This is a genomic window from Methylobacterium dankookense (assembly GCF_902141855.1).
Lineage (GTDB): Bacteria > Pseudomonadota > Alphaproteobacteria > Rhizobiales > Beijerinckiaceae > Methylobacterium > Methylobacterium dankookense.
This window is the reverse complement of record NZ_CABFVH010000019.1, coordinates 49,387-67,507: the sequence shown is the minus strand read 5'-3', so window position 1 is coordinate 67,507 and position 18,121 is coordinate 49,387. Positions and strand designations below refer to the sequence as shown.

At 71.2% G+C, this 18,121-nt stretch carries 17 protein-coding genes; 6 read left to right on the top strand and 11 right to left on the bottom strand.

The features are described 5' to 3' along the window. Positions 1–108: 108 nt before the first annotated feature. Positions 109–1,419 (top strand): KpsE/RkpR family capsule polysaccharide export protein, encoded by a 1,311-nt coding sequence (locus MTDSW087_RS15550; RefSeq protein ID WP_144765429.1) that lies wholly within the window; start codon positions 109–111, stop codon positions 1,417–1,419. A gap of 101 nt (positions 1,420–1,520) precedes the next feature. Continuing rightward, positions 1,521–1,811, top strand: a complete 291-nt coding sequence (locus MTDSW087_RS15545; RefSeq protein WP_144765427.1) for a hypothetical protein — start codon at positions 1,521–1,523, stop codon at positions 1,809–1,811. Positions 1,812–1,874: 63 nt separating this feature from the next. Here the strand turns inward: MTDSW087_RS15545 and flbD are convergent, their stop codons facing one another. From flbD to MTDSW087_RS15505, 8 genes are all read right to left on the bottom strand, one after another. Continuing rightward, positions 1,875–3,239 (bottom strand): sigma-54-dependent transcriptional regulator FlbD, encoded by a 1,365-nt coding sequence (flbD, locus tag MTDSW087_RS15540; protein WP_144765425.1) that lies wholly within the window; start codon positions 3,237–3,239, stop codon positions 1,875–1,877. A gap of 162 nt (positions 3,240–3,401) precedes the next feature. Continuing rightward, complete coding sequence (gene fliN, locus MTDSW087_RS15535; RefSeq protein WP_144765423.1) at positions 3,402–3,737, bottom strand: flagellar motor switch protein FliN; 336 nt, start codon at positions 3,735–3,737, stop codon at positions 3,402–3,404. Next, positions 3,737–4,372, bottom strand: a complete 636-nt coding sequence (locus MTDSW087_RS15530) for a FliH/SctL family protein (RefSeq protein ID WP_144765421.1) — start codon at positions 4,370–4,372, stop codon at positions 3,737–3,739. Before MTDSW087_RS15530 ends, fliN begins: the two co-directional genes overlap by 1 nt. Then, positions 4,369–5,415 (bottom strand): flagellar motor switch protein FliG, encoded by a 1,047-nt coding sequence (locus tag MTDSW087_RS15525; RefSeq protein ID WP_144765419.1) that lies wholly within the window; start codon positions 5,413–5,415, stop codon positions 4,369–4,371. Before MTDSW087_RS15525 ends, MTDSW087_RS15530 begins: the two co-directional genes overlap by 4 nt. 37 nt (positions 5,416–5,452) lie before the next feature. Beyond that, complete coding sequence (fliF, locus tag MTDSW087_RS15520; protein WP_144765417.1) at positions 5,453–7,069, bottom strand: flagellar basal-body MS-ring/collar protein FliF; 1,617 nt, start codon at positions 7,067–7,069, stop codon at positions 5,453–5,455. A 177-nt stretch (positions 7,070–7,246) separates the two neighbouring features. Continuing rightward, a complete protein-coding gene (sciP, locus tag MTDSW087_RS15515) occupies positions 7,247–7,522 on the bottom strand; it encodes a CtrA inhibitor SciP (protein WP_142585083.1) in 276 nt (91 codons plus the stop codon). A 91-nt stretch (positions 7,523–7,613) separates the two neighbouring features. Then, positions 7,614–8,297, bottom strand: a complete 684-nt coding sequence (locus tag MTDSW087_RS15510; protein WP_144765415.1) for a flagellar hook assembly protein FlgD — start codon at positions 8,295–8,297, stop codon at positions 7,614–7,616. Between the two features lie 184 nt (positions 8,298–8,481). Then, a complete protein-coding gene (locus MTDSW087_RS15505) occupies positions 8,482–9,888 on the bottom strand; it encodes a flagellar hook-length control protein FliK (protein WP_144765413.1) in 1,407 nt (468 codons plus the stop codon). 277 nt (positions 9,889–10,165) lie between these two features. Between MTDSW087_RS15505 and mnmA the strand changes: the two genes are divergently transcribed. The 4 genes from mnmA to MTDSW087_RS15485 all read left to right on the top strand — a co-directional run bounded on the left by mnmA (position 10,166) and on the right by MTDSW087_RS15485 (position 14,545). Beyond that, positions 10,166–11,323, top strand: a complete 1,158-nt coding sequence (mnmA, locus tag MTDSW087_RS15500) for a tRNA 2-thiouridine(34) synthase MnmA (protein ID WP_144765411.1) — start codon at positions 10,166–10,168, stop codon at positions 11,321–11,323. Positions 11,324–11,355: 32 nt separating this feature from the next. Then, positions 11,356–12,009, top strand: coding sequence for a class I SAM-dependent methyltransferase (locus MTDSW087_RS15495; RefSeq protein WP_144765409.1), 654 nt, complete (start codon positions 11,356–11,358; stop codon positions 12,007–12,009). A 17-nt stretch (positions 12,010–12,026) separates the two neighbouring features. After that, a complete protein-coding gene (locus MTDSW087_RS15490) occupies positions 12,027–12,797 on the top strand; it encodes a TVP38/TMEM64 family protein (protein WP_238179313.1) in 771 nt (256 codons plus the stop codon). A 266-nt stretch (positions 12,798–13,063) separates the two neighbouring features. Continuing rightward, positions 13,064–14,545 carry a sensor histidine kinase gene (locus tag MTDSW087_RS15485; protein ID WP_144765405.1) on the top strand — a complete coding sequence of 494 codons (1,482 nt, stop codon included), beginning with the start codon at positions 13,064–13,066 and terminating at the stop codon, positions 14,543–14,545. 15 nt (positions 14,546–14,560) lie between these two features. Here MTDSW087_RS15485 and bioB read toward each other — a convergent pair whose 3' ends face one another. The 3 genes from bioB to MTDSW087_RS15470 form a co-directional block, all read right to left on the bottom strand. Next, positions 14,561–15,574, bottom strand: a complete 1,014-nt coding sequence (gene bioB, locus MTDSW087_RS15480) for a biotin synthase BioB (protein WP_144765402.1) — start codon at positions 15,572–15,574, stop codon at positions 14,561–14,563. Positions 15,575–15,669: 95 nt separating this feature from the next. Continuing rightward, positions 15,670–16,734 carry a methyl-accepting chemotaxis protein gene (locus tag MTDSW087_RS31225; protein ID WP_144765401.1) on the bottom strand — a complete coding sequence of 355 codons (1,065 nt, stop codon included), beginning with the start codon at positions 16,732–16,734 and terminating at the stop codon, positions 15,670–15,672. Between the two features lie 171 nt (positions 16,735–16,905). Beyond that, a complete protein-coding gene (locus MTDSW087_RS15470; protein ID WP_144765400.1) occupies positions 16,906–17,790 on the bottom strand; it encodes a fumarylacetoacetate hydrolase family protein in 885 nt (294 codons plus the stop codon). Positions 17,791–18,121 lie beyond the last annotated feature (331 nt).

The following is an 18,121-nucleotide window of genomic DNA, read 5'->3' as shown; positions in this document are numbered from 1 at the left end:
GGGGAGGTGCCTTAAAAAGGGCCGAAAAGAACGGGACTTCGGAGACCTGACGGCCGCCTCCACCGCGACGCGGCGCGGCCGGAGCGGGCCCCCAGGACAAGCATTCGGATGAGCGTCGACGACGTCAAGCAGAGCGACCGGGTTCGCGGCATCATCGACTTCGCGCAGCGCTCCCTCACCGAGGTCCGGCGCGGCGCGCAGACGATCGAGCCGATCCCGTCGCAGCGGAGCCGGGCCCTGGCGCGGCAGGTGCGCGAGCGCCTGGCCTGGACCCGCCTGCCGGGCCTGCGGCCGGCCGATGCCGCCCCGGTCAGCTACGCCAAGATGGTGGTGTGGCGCTTCGCGACCTTCGTGCTGCTGCCCACCGCCGTGGTGGCGCTCTACCTGTTCGTGTTCGCCTCCGACCAGTACATCGCCGAGGCGCGCTTCGCCGTGCGCGGAAACGTCGAGCCGATGGAGGATGTCGGCCTCGGCGAGTACTCCACCATGATCCACAAGCACAACAGCCAGGATAGCTACATCGTCCGCGACTTCATCCGCAGCCGGACCCTGGTCGAGGAGATGGAGAAGAAGCGCCAGATCTCACAGCTCTTTTCCCGCTCGGAGGCGGATTTCTGGACGCGATTCAACCCGAAGGAGCCGGTCGAGGAGCTGACCAAGTACTGGCGCCGCCACGTCGAGGCGAACATCGACGCGATCTCCGGCGTGACCCAGCTCACCGTCCGGGCCTTCACCCCGCAGGATGCGCTGACCCTCGCACAGGACATCGTCGCCCGCGCCGAGACGCTGATCAACGAGATCAACAAGAACGCCAAGGCCGACATGCTCGCCCAGGCCAAGGCCGATGCCGAGACGACGCAGGTGCGCCTGCGCAACGCCTACTTGGCCCTCCAATCCTTCCGCAACCGCTGGGGCATCATCGACCCGATCAAGTCGGCCGAGAGCACGATGACGACGCTCCTCACCCTGCGGAAGGACAAGATCAAGAGCGAGAACGACCTCCAGGTGCTGCGCGCCTCGAACCTCGACGAGAAGTCGCGCTCGATCCAGGTGCTGGTGGCGAACGTCGCGGCCATCGACCACCAGATCAAGGATCTCCAGGAGCAGCTCACCCGGGACGGGCTCAACGCCGACGGAACGCCGACCATGGCGAACGCGCTGCTCGAATACGAGGGCCTCGTCGTCGAGCGCACCATCGCGGAGAAGCTCAACGAATCGGCGATCAACCTCCTCGACCGCTCCCGCGTCAGCGCCGACAAGCAGCAGATCTTCCTCGCGGTCTTCGTGCCGCCGGTGCTGCCGCTCGACACGCTCTACCCGATGCGCTGGCACGCCCTGTTCGTGGGGTTCTTCTGCTTCCTCGTGGTCTGGAGCTCGGTCTCGCTGGTGATCGCCGGCGTGCGGGACCAGCGCCTCTGACGCCGGGGCGCCCTCGAGGGCGTCCGCCGAAGGCGCTTGCCATGCGGGCACCGGGCTTGCACTGAAGTCCGTGCCCGTCCGAGGACCGTGACCGAACCCCGATGCCGGATTTCTCCGAACTCGTCGCCCAGGCCGTCAAGCCGACGATGAACCGCACCGAGCGCGAGGCCGTCTACGGCGTCGTGCGCCAGGCGGTGCGCCGCCTGCAGGAGCGCGAAGGGCTCTCCGACGACGACCCGCGCCTCGCCCTGCAGAACCACCTCGTCGAGGAGACCATCCGCGACGTCGAGGCGGACATCGCCCGGGCGGAGGCCATGCGCAAGCTGGACGAGGCGCTCGCCGTCCAGAACCAGGCCTATGCCGAGACCCGCTCCGGCCGCGGGCGGAACTGAGGATTCCACCGGGGCGCAGCCCCGGCACCCCGCCAAAGGGATGATTCCTTTGGGATCTCCTCTCTACCCGTAAGCCGCTAGGGCGCGCACGCCGCCCGGCTCCGCCACTTCCAGCCCGGCCTCGACATACTCGTTGAGCTTGTTGCGCAGCGTCCGGATCGAGATCCCGAGGATCTTGGCCGCATGGGTGCGGTTGCCGAGGCAATGGTCGAGGGTGTCGAGGATGAGGTCGCGCTCGACATCGGCCACGGTGCGTCCGACGAGGCCGCGCGTGGCCGCCTCGGCGACCTGCGCCGCCCGCACCGCCGGCCCGTCGGCCGCGGCGATCGTGTCGCCCTCGGGGGTCAGGATCGCCTCGGCGCCGATCTCGGCCCCGCTCGCCAGCAGCACCGCCCGGTGGAGCGTGTTCTCCAGCTCGCGCACGTTGCCGCGCCAGGGATTGCGCGTGACGATGCCCCGGGCCTCAGCCGAGAGCGGGCGCACGGGCAGGCCGTTCACCTCGGCGTATTTCTTCGCGAAATGGCCGGCGAGTTCCAGGATGTCGGCCGGGCGCTCGCGCAGGGCCGGCAGGCGCAGATGGACGACGTTGAGCCGGTAGAACAGGTCCTCGCGGAAGGTGCCCTTGCGGACCTCCTCGGCGAGGTTGCGGTTCGAGGTGGCGAGCACCCGGATGTCGACCTTGACCGGCGCCGTGCCGCCGACCCGGTCGATCACGCGCTCCTGCAGTGCCCGCAGCAGCTTCGACTGCAGGCGGACATCCATCTCCGAGATCTCGTCGAGGAGCAGCGTGCCGCCATTGGCCTCCTCGAACCGGCCGATGCGCCGCGCCACCGCGCCGGTGAAGGCGCCCTTCTCGTGCCCGAACAGCTCGGATTCGAGCAGGGCCTCGGGGATCGCGGCGCAGTTCACCGAGACGAAGGGCTTGGCCGCCCGGTTCGAGCGGGCATGGACGTGCCGGGCCAGGACCTCCTTGCCGGTGCCGCTCTCGCCGGTGATCAGGACCGAGGCCTCCGAGCGGGCGACCTGCTCGGCGAGGCGCACCACGCGCTCCATCGCCGGATCGCGCCAGACGAAGGCGCGGCTGTCGGCCGAGACCGCCTCCAGCACCGCGGCGATCAGCTCGGGATCGGGGGGGAGGGGGACGTATTCCTTGGCGCCCGCCTGGATCGCGGCCACCGCCGCGCGGGCATCCGCCGCCACGCCGCAGGCGATCACCGGCGTGCGGATGCGCTCCTCCTCCAGCGCCGTCACCAGGGCGCGGATGTCGAGGCCGACATCGATCATGATCAGGTCGGCGCCGCGCGCCCGCAGGACCGTGAGCCCCTGCGGGATCGCGTCCGCCTGGGTCACGGCGGCGCCGCGCTGCATGGCGATCTTCGAGGCGGTGACGAGCTCGCCGTTGAGCCGTCCGATCATCAGGAGCCGCATCGGGCACTCCGCATCCTGTCACCGCCCGGCCGCGCGGGCCGGGCGTGAACCCTGGAGCGCTCTCCGCCGAAGTGGATACCGGTTCGGCGAAAGAGAGCGCGTTAAGACAAGGACTTGGAGCCGCTCCTGATTGCACCGCGATCGGGAGCGGCTCCAAGAGATTCAGTTCTCGCCCTTGACGATCTCGGTCATCGTCACGCCGAGGCGCTCCTCGACGAGGACGACCTCACCGCGGGCGACGAGGCGGTTGTTCACGAAGATGTCGATCGCCTCGCCGACCTTGCGGTCGAGCTCCAGCACCGCGCCGGGGCCGAGGCGCAGCAGGTCGCCGATCGGCATGCGCGACTTGCCGAGCACGGCCGAGACCATCACCGGCACGTCGAAGAGCTGCTCCAGGTCGGCGGCGGTCTTCGGCGAGGTCGGCGCGTCGCGGATCGAGTCCGCCGCGAGGTTCGGATCGAAATCCCCGAGCTGGGGCAGGCTGAAATCGTCGGACATCAGAAGCTCGCCTGTTCGGTCGGGTCGGAAGCGCTGCCGAGGCAGGTGGCGATCGCCGCGTCGATCTCGGCCTCGATCCGGTCGCGCGCCCGCACCACGCCGCCATCGGCCCACTCGATGCGGGCATCGCCCAGCGCCAGGTCGGGATCGCCCAGCACCACGAGGCGGCCCTCGTAGCCGCGCTCGCGCGCGAGGCGCCGCATCAGCACCTCGGTCTCCTCGACGAGCCCGTCCTGCACGCGGACCACGAGATGGGGCACGCCGCGCAGGTGCTGCAGGGCGTGGCGCGCCGCCTCGCCGATCGCCGCCGCCGGATGCGCGTCGAGCGCCTCCCCGGCGATGCGGCGGGCGAGCAGCACCGCGACCTCCATGGCCTGCGCCTCGCGCTCGGCCTCGCGGGCATCCGCCTGGGCGAGCAGCCCCGCCAGCGACAGGCTGAGCCGGTTCATCGCGTCGGCGAGCCGGGCCTGGAGCTGCGCCTGGACCTCGGCGCGGCCCTCGGCGCGGCCCGCCTCCAGGCCGCTCGCATGGGCCTCCGCCGCGGCCTGGGCGGCCTCCTCGGCGGCGCGCACGGCCGCCGGGTTCGCCTTCGGCTTGCGGAAATCGGTGTCGAACAGGAACGGCGTCGCGCTCAATAGACCAGCTCCTCCTCGGCGCTGTTCTTGGCGATCATGATCTCGCCCTTCTCGGCCAGCTCCTTGGCCACCTCGGTCATCTTGGCCTGCGCCTCATCAACCTCCTTGAGCCGGATCGGCCCGAGCGAGGTCATCTCGTCGGTGAGGTTCTTGGCGGCGCGGGTGGACATCTGGCCCATGAAGAAGGCCCGCACCCGCTCGTTGGCGCCCTTGAGCGCGCGGCACAGGGTGTCGTTGTCGACCTTGCGCATCAGGGTCTGGACGCTGCCCGGATCGAGCTTGAGCAGGTCCTCGAAGGTGAACATCAACTCGCGGATGCGCTTGGCCGAGCCGCGGTTGGCCTGGTCGAGGGCGGCCAGGAAGCGCCCCTCCGTCTGCCGGTCGAAGGCGTTGAACACGTCGGCCATCAGCTCGTGCGCGTCGCGGCGCTGGGTCTGGGCGATCGTGGTGACGAACTCGACGCGCAGCGTCTCCTCGATGTGGCGCAGGGCCTCCTTCTGCACCGTCTCCATGCGCAGCATTCGGCTGAGCACGTCGATGGCGAACTCCTCGGGCAGGATGGTGAGCACCTTGGCGGCGTAGTCCGAGCGCACCTTGGAGAGCACGACGGCCACCGTCTGCGGGTACTCGTTGCGCAGGAACGAGGCGAGGATCTCCGGGTCGACCTGGGCGATCGAGGCCCAGACGCGCTTGCCGGAGGCGCCCTTGATCTCGGCCATGATCGCGGAGACCTGATCGCTGGGGAAGATCTTCAGCAGGAGCGACTCCGTCCGCTCGAAGTTCGACGAGATGCCGCCGCTGTTCGACAGGCGGGAGACGAAGTCGATGATCAGCTTGTCGACGGTGTCGGCCTCGAGCGAGCCGAGCTGCACCATCGCGTGGGAGACCTTCTTGACCTCGTCCTCCTCGAGGAGCTGCCAGATCGGCGCGCCATCGGTCTCGCCGAGGAGCAGCAGCATGGCCGCGGCGCGTTGCACGCCCGACATGGTGGCGAAGGATTCGCCCCCCGCCGCCTGCAGCATCCCTGCCAGTCCCGCCGACATCGTCCCACTCTCCTCCTCGCACCCGGCTCAGGGCCGCTCAGCTGTCCTGGATCCAGTTGCGCAGCACCTCGGCCGTCTCGCTCGGGCTCGCCCGGACCATGTCGACCACACGCTGCACCGTCTCGGCCTGCACCTGGCCGTTGATCTTGGCGTATTCCATCAGGCGGGTGGCCGGGTTGTCGGCCGTGATCGTCAGCGTCGCCGCGCCGCCGCCCCCGGCTTCCAGGCCGCCCGGCCCGGCGACCAGCGCCTCGGGCGCGTCCGGATCGGCGGTGAGCACCCGCCGCAGCAGCGGGCGCACCACGGCGAGCAGCACGACGAGGGTGAGGAGCGCGAGCACGCCGAGCTCCACGAGGCGCATCACGTCCTCCTTGGAGGGGGAGAGCAGCGACTGCACCAGGGTCGGCTCGGCGAAGTCCGGCACCGGGGGCGCCTCGGCGAGGCGGAGATTGGCCACCTCGATCTGGTCGCCGCGCGCCTTGTCGAAACCGACCGCGCTGCGGACCAGAGCGGCGATCCGCTCGATCTCGGCGGCCGCGCGCGGGCTGTAGGCGGGCTTGCCGTCCGGGCCGGTCGCGTAGGTGCCGTCGACGAGGACCGCCACGGAGAGCCGCTTGATCCGCCCGCCCTCGGTCACCTCCGTCTTGGTGACGCGGGAGATCTCGTAGTTCGTGGTCTCCTCGTTCTTGCTGGTCTGGTCCTTCTGGGCCTGCGGCTTGTCCTGGTTGGCGCCGGGCAGCTCGTTGCCGACCGTGACCTGGCCCTCGCCCCCGCCGGTGAGCGCCGATTCGGTGCGGGTCTGGCTGGAGCGGACGACGCGGCTCTCGGGGTCGAAGGTCTCGGACCGGCTCTCGATCCGGTTGGTGTCGAGCTGCGCCGAGACCTGGACGCGGGCCCGGCCCGGCCCGACGATGCCGGCCACGATCTCCTCGATCTGGGCGCGCAGGCGCCGCTCCAGGCCGACCTGCTTCTCCTCCAAGGCCGAGCCCGCCTCCGCATCGGCGCCGCGGGCGCCGTCGGCGAGCAGCCGCCCGCGCTCGTCCACGATCGAGACCCGGTCCGGGCGCAGGCCCTCCACCGAGGAGGCCGCGAGATGCCGGATCGCGCGGACCTGGCCGGGGTCGAGGTCGCCCATCAGCTTCAGCACGATGGCGGCCGAGGGCGCCTCGCGGTCGCGCTCGAACAGGCGCCGCTCGGGCATGACGAGGTGCACGCGCGCCGCCTGGACCCGGCCGATCGCCCGGATCGAGCGGGCGAGCTCGCCTTCGAGCGCCCGCAGGTGGTTCACGTTCTGCACGAAGTTGGTGGACGAGAAGGCGTCGCCCTTGTCGAAGATCTCGTAGCCGACGCCGCCCTGGCTCGGCAGGCCCTTGCCGGCGAGGTCCATGCGCAGCCGGGCGAGGTCGGGGCGCGGCGCCATCACGGTCTGCCCGGCATCGCCGCGCGCCTCGTAGCGGATGCCGCGCGCGTCGAGCTCGCGGACCACCGCGGCCGAATCCTGCATCGAGAGGTCGGCGAAGAGCACGCCCATGTCGGGCCGCGAGACCCGCAGGATGATGAAGGCGAAGAAGCCGATCAGCGTCAGCGTGACCGCGCCCATGGCGGCGATGCGGGCCGGTCCGAGCTTCGCGACGAGATCGAGGACCGGCTTCACGACGTTGACGCGCCCACTCGCAGCCGGCCCGCCCGCCGGGCCGCTCGGCAAGAATTGCCGGGCACGTGGTTAGCGGGCGGTTAATGCGCGCGGCCGAATAACCGGTCCGCGAACGTGGAAAGCCCCGCCTTCGGGGACGGGCGGGGCTTCAGGCAGCGCTCCGGGGGAGGGCCCGGATCAGTGCCGGTAGTGCTGGATGCGCGTGGTGCGCAGGCCCGCGAGGCCGTGCTGGTCGATGGAGAACTGCCAGCTCAGGAATTCCTCGGTGGTCAGCGTGTAGCGCTTGCACGCCTCCTCGAGGCTGAGGAGGCCGCCGCGCACCGCGGCCACGACCTCGGCCTTGCGCCGGATCACCCAGCGGCGGGTCGAGGGCGGCGGAAGGTCGGCGATGGTCAGGGGGCTGCCATCGGGCCCGATCACGTACTTCACTCTCGGGCGGTGCGGTTCGGTCATGATACGCTCTACACTCGACTGACCTGTCGAGGATTCAACCTAAGTCAGGCCGCTTAAGAGACCTTGAAACGGGTCCGGCCGATTTGAATCGCTATCCCGCCGTTGTGGACAACCCGACCGTCTGCACGCTGGACAGGGGCACCCGCTGCTTGCCGATGAGGAGAACGGGCGTGCTGCCGCTCAGATCGACCTCGTCCACCGTGCCGCTCGTGCTGGTGTCGACGGTGACGCTGGCGCCGGTGGCGTCCTGGGCGGCGACCTTGATCGTGTAGGTGCCGGCGGGCGCGCTGATGCCGGAGGCGGTGCGGCCGTTCCAGGTGAAGGTCTGGCTGCCCGCGGTGAGCGCGATGGTCTGGGTCCCGACCACGTTGCTCTTCGAATCGAGGATGGAGACCACGGCCTTCGATGCGGCCCGGCTGGCGTTCAGGTTCCAGTTCGCGCTGCCGCCGGAGGTCAGGTCGGCGGCGGAGCCGTCCGCGGTGATCGACTTGCCGATATAGCTCGTGGCCGTCGCGGAGCTCGCCGCCTTGCTGCTCGTCAGGATGTTGTCGAGCCGGTCGTTGGTCTTGAGCTGCTGCTCCACGCCCGCGAACTGCACCAGCTGCTGGGTGAACTGGTTGGTGTCCATCGGATCGAGCGGGTTCTGGTTCTTGAGCTGCGTGGTGAGCAGGGTCAGGAACTGCGTGAAGTTGCCCGCGATCTCCTGCGCGCTCGTGCCGGTCGACGAGGTCTTCGTGGCCGCGGTGTTGGCGAGGCTCGAGATGCCCGAGGTCATGGCGCTGTCTCCCGAAGCGGACGCGCGGAGGCGCGAGCCGAAAAGATCGTTGTGATGAGAACGCTTGCCGGCGCCCGTTCGCGCGCCGGACCGGCGGTGCACCGGCCTCGCGCGCTGCGCGAGCCTCGCCCCGCAAGAGTTTGAAGATCCTCGCCGAACCCGTCGTCGCGCATCACCAAGCCTCCTAGATCCGGATGTCGAGGCTGCCGAGGCCGCGCAGCGTGCGCAGCGGCGCGATCTCGACGGCCTCCGGCGTCTCGCCGGCCCAGCCGCCCCGGCGGCCGCGCCCGTCCTGGCCGCCCATGTCGCCGCGGGCCTGGCCCTGCGCCTGGTCCTGGGATGTGCCGTCCCCGCGCAGGGACAGGCGGATGCCGCCATCGGCGGAGGCGTCGAGCCCGGCCTGGGACAGGGCCTGCTGCAGGCTGCCCGCGTCGCGCTGGAGCATCGCCAGGGTGTCGATCCGCTCGACCACGAGATGGGTCGACACGGTGCCGCGCTCCTTGTTGATCTCCAGCGTGACGTCGATGCGCCCGAGATCGACGGGGTCGAGGCGGATCTCGAACTGGCTCGATCCGGCGAGCGAGCGCAGGCCGATGGTCATCGGCACCTGACCGATCGGCACGGGTGGCGCGGCCGTCTGGGTCGGCGCCGCCTGCTGGGCAGCGGCGGCTGCCTGGAGATGGTTCGTCTTCGGCGCCTCGGGGGGCGGTGCGAGGCCCGGCGCGGCATTGCCGAGGGCGGCCAGGACATCGGGCTTCGCCACCGCCGGAGCGGAGCCGTCACCCGCGGCGGCGACCTCGCCCGCGCGCTCGCCCCGCTCGGCCCGGCCCTCGCCGGGAAGCGACGCGACTGCTCGGGCCTGCATTCCATCCGCGACGCCGGCCGCGGGCTGCGCACCCTCGGCATCCGTCGGCATTGCGGCCGTGCCCGGCACAGGACCGCTGGAGGGTCCCGATATGGGCGATCCGGCACCCTGGATGCCGGCGGTCGCCGCCGTGCCGGTCGCCGCGGCCGGCGCCGGAGTCGGAGCCGTCAGCACCGCGAGGATCGGCAGGATCGGGACCGCGCCCGGCGCCGGGGCCGCGGCCTCGCTTGCGGGCGTCTCCTTATCCGTCTCCGCCGTGTCCGCACCGGCCTCGTCCAGGACGAGCCCGGCAAGCCGCGCGACCGTGCCGTCGTCGGGCACGGTGCCGGCCCGCGGGGCGGGCTGCGCCGTCACGGCCTGCGGAGCCGCGGCGGTGCCCGCCGGGCTCTCATTCTCTTGTGTGGCGGTCTCCACGGTCTCGGCCGTGCCGGCGCGCACCTTGCCATCCGGGCTGCGGGCGGCAGCGGGACGCCCTGCGGGCTTGGGCGCGTCGGGCCGGGTCTCGCGCCGCGCCTCGGTGGGACGCGCGGCGGCCGGCTCGGGATTCATCGTCCTGTGCTCGGCCGTGGTCTCGGGTGGCCGCTCGGCCTTGGGCTTGGCCTCGGCCCCGCGCGTCGCGTCGAGGGCGGCCGCGAAGCCGGCCGTGCCGCGCGCCGTCGCGCGCACGGGCGTCCGGCTCGCGGCGCTTGCCGGTGCATCCATCCGTGCCGTGTGTCCGAGCGCCATGCATCCCTGCTCCTCGGACGGCACCGGAGCAAGGCGCGAGCCAGCGGCAATTCCGCCGCAAGTCATTGATTAGAAAAGGATAACGTCGCACGCGCCGGACGACGCCCGGCATCGTCCCGGCGGAAGCTGCCGACCGGGCGGCAGGACTTGCCGGGTCGTGGCCCCGGGCCGGCCCCCGCGCGCATGGCCGCCCGCCTGCCCTGGAAAGTGGCGGTTCCAGTCGCTATAGAAGCCCGCGGGCGGCCCCGCCTCGCGAGAGGGGCCGCCGGATCCGGCCATGAATTCCCTCGACCTGCCCAAAGCCCCTCACGAGACGCGCATCGTCGTCGCCATGTCCGGCGGCGTCGATTCCTCCGTGGTCGCAGGGCTGCTGAAGCGCGATGGCTACGACGTGGTCGGCGTCACCATGCAGCTCTACGACCACGGCGCCGCGACGCACCGCAAGGGCGCCTGCTGCGCGGGCCGCGACATCCACGACGCCCGGGCGGCCGCCGCCCATCTCGGCATCCCGCACTACGTCCTCGACTACGAGGACCGCTTCCGCGACGCCGTGATCGACCGCTTCGCCGAGAGCTACCTCGCCGGCGAGACGCCGATCCCCTGCGTCGAGTGCAACCGCTCGCTCAAGTTCCGCGACCTGCTCGGCCTCGCCCGCGACCTCGACGCCGACGCGCTGGCCACCGGCCATTACGTGGCGAGCCGGCCGCTGCCGGAGGGGGGCCGCGGCCTCTACCGCGCCCTCGACCCGGCCCGCGACCAGAGCTACTTCCTCTACGCGACCACGCCCGAGCAGCTCGCCTATCTGCGCTTCCCATTGGGCGAGCTGCCGAAGGACCGGACCCGGGCGCTGGCGCGCGAGCTCGGCCTCGCCATCGCCGAGAAGCCGGACAGCCAGGACATCTGCTTCGTGCCGCAGGGCCGCTACAGCGACGTGATCGCGAAGCTCCGCCCGGACGCGGCGCGCCCCGGCGAGGTGGTCGACCTCGGCGGCCGCGTGCTCGGGCGGCACGAGGGCATCATCCATTTCACGATCGGCCAGCGCCGCGGCCTCAAGCTCGCGGTGGGCGAGCCGCTCTACGTGGTGCGGCTGGAGCCGGAGACGGCCCGCGTCGTCGTGGGCCCGCGCAGCGCGCTCGCCACCGGCCGCGTCCGCCTGAGCGACCTGAACTGGCTCGGCTCGCAGGCCGTGGAGAGCCTCGACGGGCTGGAAGTGGCCGTACGCGTGCGCTCGACCCGCGAGCCGCGCCCGGCCCGTCTCGCCTACGACGCGGCGCAGGGCAGCCTGATGGTCGACCTCGCCACGCCCGAGGACGGCGTCTCGCCCGGTCAGGCTTGCGTCATCTACGCCGACGAGGATCCCCGCGCGCGGGTGCTCGGCGGCGGCACCATCGCCCGCGTCGACACGGTGTCGGCGCACCCCGCCCAGGCCGCCTGACCCCGGCCTCCAGCGCAGGACGACCGCAGACCATGTTGAGCGAGCCGCAGGTGAGGGGCCCGAGCACGGCCCTGATGCGCAAGGCCTATGCGCGCTGGGCCCCCGTCTACGACGTGGTCTACGACAAGCTCACCGAACCCGCCGCCCGCGCCGCCGTGCGCGCCGCGGCGGCCTGCGGGCCGCGCATCCTCGAGGCGGGCGTCGGCACCGGCTTGTCCCTCGGCTACTACCCGCGCGACGCCTTCGTCTGCGGCGTCGACCTCTCGGAGGACATGCTGAAACGCGCCCGCGCCAAGGTGCGGCGGCGCGGCCTCGGCCACGTGCACGGCCTGCAGGTGATGGACGTCTGCCATCTCGGCTACGCCGATGCGAGCTTCGACGCGGTGGTGGCGCAGTTCCTGATCACCCTGGTGCCGGACCCGGAGGCCGCGCTCTCGGAATTCCTGCGCGTGCTGCGGCCCGGCGGCGAGATCGTGCTCGCCAACCATTTCGGCCAGGATACCGGCCCGGTCGCCCGGGTCGAGGAGATCGTCGCGCCCCTCTGCACCAAGATCGGCTGGTCGTCCGACTTCAAGGCGACGCGCATCCAGGCCTGGGCGCGGCGCAACGGCGTCGAGTTCATTGGCGTCGCGCCGACCTTCCCGGGCGGGTTCTTCAAGATCCTGCGCATGCGCAAGCCCGCTTGAGCGGGCCGGGCCATCCGGTGAGGCGGGGGCGCCTGCGCGGCGCCCTGCGCTTCCTGCCGCTCGTGGTACTGGTCGGCGTCTCGCTGGCCGCCCTGGTCTCGGGGGCGGGCCGCCTCGTCAGCCTCGACGCGCTGCTCGCCTCGCGGGCCTGGCTGCACGGCTTCGTCGCGGCCGATTACGGGCGCGCCCTGGTGGCGGCCTACCTCGTCTATGTCGGCGCGGTCGTCGTCTCGGTGCCGGCGACGCTGATGCTCACCATGATCTGCGGCTTCCTGTTCGGGATCGTCACCGGGGCGCTCGTGGCGGTGGCGGCGGCGACCACGGGGGCGGCGATCGTGTTCTCGATCGGGCGCGGCCCCGGGGGCGAGCTGCTGCGGCGCGTGGCGGGGCCCCGCCTCCAGGCCTTCGCCGACGGCTTCCGCCGCGACGCCTTCGGCTACATCGCCTTCCTGCGCCTGCTGCCGCTCTTCCCGTTCTGGATGACGAACCTCGCGCCCGCCGCCTTCGGGGTGACGCTGCGGACCTTCGTGCTCGCGACCCTGCTCGGGCTCCTGCCCGGCGCCTTCGTCTACGCGGCGACGGGTGCCGGCATCGAGGACGTCGTCGCCGCGCACGAGGCCGCCAAGGCCGCCTGCCAGGCCGCCTCGGAGCTCGGATGCGACGAAGCATTGACATTGCGTGCGCTGGTGACGCCCAAGATGCTGATCGGCCTCGGTGCGCTCGCGGCATTCGCCCTGTTCACGATCCTCCTCCGCCACCGCCCCCCCCACTTCCGGGGCCGGAACTGAGCCGGCAATTCGGCGGCCCAGGGGTATCGGCGCCTGCAATCGGCGATGCCGGAATCCTCCGAATTACATTGGGCAACTACAACCACTAGTTTTGACCCAAGCCGGATCTTGAACTGAACAACTTTGGCGGGAATCCAGTGTCCCCGGGATTGCCCCTCGACGGGTTGCCGCCGCTCGGGCTACGAAGACGGCGTCCGCCGCGATCCTCCCCGGTCCGGCGGCGCAGTGCAGTCGGGTGCGGGAACACCGTGCCAGCCGGGGCCAAGATGAACGTGCACGAGGGAGCGCAAGAAGGGACGGCGCGTCCGGCCGAGGCCGCGGCGCCGGCCCGGCACAGCCCGCTCCGCCATCTCGGCCTGTCCGCGCGTCTGTTCCTGCTCACCGTGGCCTTCGTGGCGCTCGCCGAGGTGCTGATCTACGTCCCGGCGGTGGCGAATTACCGCCTGTCCTGGCTCTCCGACCGGATCGCCGCCGCTCAGGTGGCCGCGATGGTGCTCGATGCCAGCCAGGGCCAGTCCGTGCCGGACGACCTCGCCCGCCATCTCCTCACCGGTGTCGGGGCCCGGGCCATCGCGGTGCGCGGCGACGAGACCCGGCGCCTGCTCGCCCTGGATCCGATGCCCGACAGCGTCGCCGATTCGGTCGACCTGCGCCAGGTCAGCCTCTGGGAAGCGGTGCGCGGGGCCTGGCGCACGCTGGTCGCCCCCGTGACCGAGCCGATCCGCGTGGTCGGCCACGGCCGCGACGGCTTCGACCTCGTCGAGATCCTTCAGGACGAAGCCCCCTTACGCGCGGCGATGGTCGATTTCGCCAGCCGGCTGCTGCTCTCCTCGCTGATCGTGGCCGCAGCGGCGGCGGGCCTCGTCTTCGTGGTGCTGCAGGTAGTGATCGTGCATCCGGTCACGCGCCTCACCCGCAACATCGCGGCCTTTGCCGACGATCCCGAGGGCGCCGAGCGCTCGATCCGTCCCTCCCGGCGCACCGACGAGATCGGGCTTGCCGAGACGGCACTGGCGCGCATGGCGCAGGGATTGGCCGACCAGCTTCGCCAGCGGAGGCGGTTGGCCGAGCTCGGCCTCTCGGTGAGCAAGATCAACCACGAGTTGCGCAACATGCTCACGGGCGCGCAACTCCTCGGCGACCGCCTCGAAGGCACCGCCGATCCGATGGTGCAGCGCGTGGCGCCCCGGCTCGTCGCCACCCTCGACCGCGCCATCCGCTTCTGCGAGGCCACGCTGGCCTATGGACGGGCGAGCGAGCCGCACCCGACACGCCGACGCGTCACCCTGGCTCCGCTCCTGGAGGAGCTACAGGATCTGGCGGCCCTCGCCGCCGGAGCGCGGGTCGCGATCCGTGCCGAGGTGCCCGCGGATCTGAAGGCCGAAGTTGACCCCGAGCAACTCCTGCGAGCCCTGACGAACCTCGTTCGGAATGCGGTGCAGGCTCTGGAAACGGCCCGCTGCGTGGCTGCGCCCGAGGTGCGGGTCACCGCCTCGCGGGACGGTGCGGAGGGGCAGGGCGCCGTGACGATCCTGGTCGCCGATAACGGCCCCGGGCTGCCGGCCAAGGCGCGGGCACACCTGTTCGCCCCGTTCAAGGGCTCGGCGCGCTCCGGCGGCACCGGCCTCGGCCTGGCCGTGGCCTCGGAACTGATCCGCCTCAACGGCGGCACCCTGACCCTCGACGAGGGCACGCCGGGCGCCTGCTTCCGCGTGACCCTGCCGGACTGGCCGGTGAGTGCAGCCTGAGCGCGGGCCGCGGCGCTACTCCGCCGCGGCGAGCACGGGGGCGTGGACCGTGATGCCGATGTCGCGCAGCAGCGCGGCGTCCTCGTCCGCCTCGTTGTTGGCGGTGGTGAGCAGGCGCTCGCCGTAGAAGATCGAGTTGGCGCCGGCCAGGAAGCAGAGGATCTGCGCCTCGCGGGTCAGGCTCTTGCGTCCGGCGCTGAGGCGTACCCGCGCCTTCGGCATCACGATGCGAGCCGTGGCGCACATGCGCACGAGGTCGAGCGGATCGACCGCTGGCTGCTCCTCCAGGGGCGTGCCCGGTACCGCGACCAGCGCGTTGATCGGCACGCTCTCGGGATGCGGCGCGTGGTTGGCGAGGACCTGCAGCATCGCCGCCCGGTCGGTCACGCCCTCGCCCATGCCGACGATGCCGCCGCAGCAGACGCCGATCCCGGCCGCGCGCACGTTCTCCAGCGTCTTCAGGCGGTCGTCGTAGGTACGCGTCGAGATGATGTCGCCGTAGAAGTCGGGCCCGGTATCGAGGTTGTGGTTGTAGGAGGTGAGGCCGGCCTCGGCGAGGCGCTCGGCCTGCGAGGGGCTGAGCATGCCGAGCGTCACGCAGGCCTCCATTCCGAGGCCGCGCACGCCCCGCACCATGGCGAGCACCGCGTCGAATTCCGGGCCGTCCTTCGGCTGGCGCCAGGCCGCGCCCATGCAGAAGCGGTGGGCGCCGTTGGCCTTGGCCGCAGCCGCCTCCTTCAGCACGGCGTCGACCGGCATCAGCCGCTCGCGGGCCATGCCCGTCCCCTTGTGATGAGCCGATTGCGGGCAGTAGGCGCAATCCTCGGGGCAGCCGCCGGTCTTGATCGAGAGCAGGCTCGCCCGCTGGATGTCGGCCGGGTCGTTGTGCATCCGGTGCACGCTGCCCGCCCGGTGGACGAGGTCGAGCAGCGGCAGGTCGTGGATCGCCCGGATCTCGGCCACGCTCCAGTCGTGGCGGATCGCGCCGAACTCGGGCTCTGTCGAACGGGGAGGGCAGGTCTCGCTCATGCAGCCTTTGAGCGGAATCAGCCGGCAGAAATCAAGCCTCGCCGTGCCTCTCCCACCAAATCCGTTCGACCCCGTCGGGATGGCGGATCCGGGCGTCAGGCCGGCGCCTGCTCGATCATCCCGTACCAGCCGAGGCCGCGATAGGTCTCGTAGCCCGGGGTGCGGTGAAACGCGGTGACGGCGCGGGGGGCCGACACGATGCCGCTCGTGCGGCCGGAGGGATCGGCCGAAACGGTCTCGCTGAGGATGCCGCGCCCGTCCGAGGCGGCGATCACCCTGCGGCGGGCATCGACCAGCATCACCCGTGTCCGGGCCCTGTCCTCGGGTGCCACGCGGACGCCCGAGACGATGGCGCGGGCCTGGGGCTCCCAGTCGAAATGGATGGCCAGCACGCCGCAGGGCCGGCCGGCATCCCAGATTCCGGCCGCGTAGGTCGCCACCTGCGCGTTGCCGAGGCCCGGCTCGTGGCGCACATCGGCGCAGCAGAACGCATCGCCGTCCGGCAGGGACAGCGCCTCGCGGAACCAGAACTCGCCCGACACGGTGCGGTTCTTCAGCCCCGGATAGCGGTCGGGACGGCCGGTCGCCAGAATGCGACCGTCGCGGTCGCAGAGCCAGAGATCGAGATAGACCGTGTAGGCCGACAGGATGATGCCGAGGCGCGTGGTGGCGTAGGCTGCGGCGGCTTCGCTCGGCTCCGCCGCGCAGGCGACGATCGCCGCATCCGTGGCCCACCAGCGCACGTCGCAGGTCCGTTCGTAGAGGTTGCGATCGATCAGCTCGACGGCGTTCAGGGCGAGGTCGACGAGGCGCTCCTCCTGGGCCCGGCCCGCCATCGCGGACACCGCCTCCTTGAGCGTCTCGATCCGCGCGGCGAGATGGGTCTCGAGTTCGCGGGCGAGGATCTCGATACGGCCTCCGACCTCGCGGACCTCCTGGGCAACCACCGCGAAGCCGCGCCCCTGCTCACCGGCGCGGGAGGCCTCGATCAGGGCGTTCAGCGCGAGCATCCGGGTCTGCCCCGTGATCTTTCGGATCTCGCCGCCCTTGTCCTTCGCGATGCGCCCGACCTCGCCGACGAGCGCAGTGATGTCCCGCAGGGTCCGCGGCGCGGGATCCGCGTCCGGCGTTGCCGTGAGGGTGGCGCGTTGAGCGTGCATCGGTGATCCCGGTTGAGAGGATCTCCAGAATGCGCGGGACTCACTAACGGTTTCTGAGCTTTCGAACCGCGACGAAAGCGGCCGAGCGGGGCAGCATGACAGATTTCGTCGCTCGAGCACGCCGCGCGGCCGAATTCGCGCCGCGCGACACCTCGTTTCAGCCTCCCCGCCTCAATGCGTCGGCTCGCCCGCCGCGACCTTCGCGGTCCAGTCGTCGAAGGCCACCACGGTCTGGCGCTGCTCGCCGAGGCCGTCGATGCGCACGACCATCTCCTCGCCGGGCTTGAGATAGCGCGGCGGCTTCATGCCGAGGCCGACGCCCGGCGGCGTGCCGGTGGTGATGATGTCGCCGGGCTCCAGCATCATGAAGTGCGAGGTGTAGGCCACGAGTTGGGGCACGTCGAAGATCATGGTCGCCGTCGAGCCGGACTGCATCCTCTGTCCGGCGACGTCGAGGCTCATCCGCAGGTCCTTGAGGTCGGGAACCTCGTCCAGGGTGACGAGCCAGGGGCCGACCGGCCCGAAGGTCGGGCAGCCCTTGCCCTTCGTCCAGGTGCCGCCGCGCTCCATCTGGAATTCGCGCTCGGAGACGTCGTTGCAGATGCAGACGCCGGCCACGTAATCCAGGGCCTCGTTGGCGTGGACGTAGGATGCCCGCGCGCCGATCACCACGGCGAGTTCCACCTCCCAATCGACCTTGGCCGCGCCCTTCGGAATGATCACCGGATCGTTCGGGCCCGAGATGCAGGAGGGCGCCTTGTTGAAGATGATCGGCTCCGACGGGATCGGCGCGCCGGTCTCGGCGGCGTGGTCGGCGAAGTTCAGGCCGATGGCGATGAAGTTGCGCGTGCCGCCGACGCAGGGGCCGAGCCGGGTGCCGGGCGGCAGCAGCGGCAGGCTTCCGGGATCGATCATCCGCAGCCGGTCGAGGGAATCCTTCGCCAGCGCCGGGCCCGCGATGTCGCGGACGATCGCCGACAGGTCGCGGTAGCCTCCGTTCCGGTCGACGAGGCCGGGCTTCTCATTGCCCTGTGCGCCGTGGCGGATCAGCTTCATCGCGTCGCTCCCGGAAGGTGTTCTGGCGCCGGGACCATGGCGACAGGACGGTGTCGAAGCAAGCGCGGCCGGCGTGGTGCCGGGGAAGGGCATCCTGCGTTTTGTTGCCGGAATATCACAGCGAGGGGCTCCTGCGCAGCGCCGGGGCAAGAAGAGGCGATAAAGTTCAGATGTGAACTATTTCGCCAGTACCGTCACCGCACCGCACAGGACAGTACTCTTGCGGATCTACTCTATTCGTACCGGTGTTTTACGGATTTCCATCAGAATATCCGAGACTTGCAAAATATCATCTCTCCCGCCACAATGATTTCCAAGGTGCCAGCTCGGA

Coding starts and splice junctions, on each gene's coding strand:
- MTDSW087_RS15505 (WP_144765413.1), bottom strand. CDS start 9,888: ATGGCGCTCGGACACACGGCACGGATGGATGCACCGGCAAGCGCCGCG.
- MTDSW087_RS15550 (WP_144765429.1), top strand. CDS start 109: ATGAGCGTCGACGACGTCAAGCAGAGCGACCGGGTTCGCGGCATCATC.
- MTDSW087_RS15510 (WP_144765415.1), bottom strand. CDS start 8,297: ATGACCTCGGGCATCTCGAGCCTCGCCAACACCGCGGCCACGAAGACC.
- bioB (WP_144765402.1), bottom strand. CDS start 15,574: ATGAGCGAGACCTGCCCTCCCCGTTCGACAGAGCCCGAGTTCGGCGCG.
- mnmA (WP_144765411.1), top strand. CDS start 10,166: ATGAATTCCCTCGACCTGCCCAAAGCCCCTCACGAGACGCGCATCGTC.
- MTDSW087_RS15545 (WP_144765427.1), top strand. CDS start 1,521: ATGCCGGATTTCTCCGAACTCGTCGCCCAGGCCGTCAAGCCGACGATG.
- MTDSW087_RS15470 (WP_144765400.1), bottom strand. CDS start 17,790: ATGAAGCTGATCCGCCACGGCGCACAGGGCAATGAGAAGCCCGGCCTC.
- sciP (WP_142585083.1), bottom strand. CDS start 7,522: ATGACCGAACCGCACCGCCCGAGAGTGAAGTACGTGATCGGGCCCGAT.
- MTDSW087_RS15525 (WP_144765419.1), bottom strand. CDS start 5,415: ATGTCGGCGGGACTGGCAGGGATGCTGCAGGCGGCGGGGGGCGAATCC.
- MTDSW087_RS15485 (WP_144765405.1), top strand. CDS start 13,064: ATGAACGTGCACGAGGGAGCGCAAGAAGGGACGGCGCGTCCGGCCGAG.
- MTDSW087_RS31225 (WP_144765401.1), bottom strand. CDS start 16,734: ATGCACGCTCAACGCGCCACCCTCACGGCAACGCCGGACGCGGATCCC.
- MTDSW087_RS15495 (WP_144765409.1), top strand. CDS start 11,356: ATGTTGAGCGAGCCGCAGGTGAGGGGCCCGAGCACGGCCCTGATGCGC.
- flbD (WP_144765425.1), bottom strand. CDS start 3,239: ATGCGGCTCCTGATGATCGGACGGCTCAACGGCGAGCTCGTCACCGCC.
- fliN (WP_144765423.1), bottom strand. CDS start 3,737: ATGTCCGACGATTTCAGCCTGCCCCAGCTCGGGGATTTCGATCCGAAC.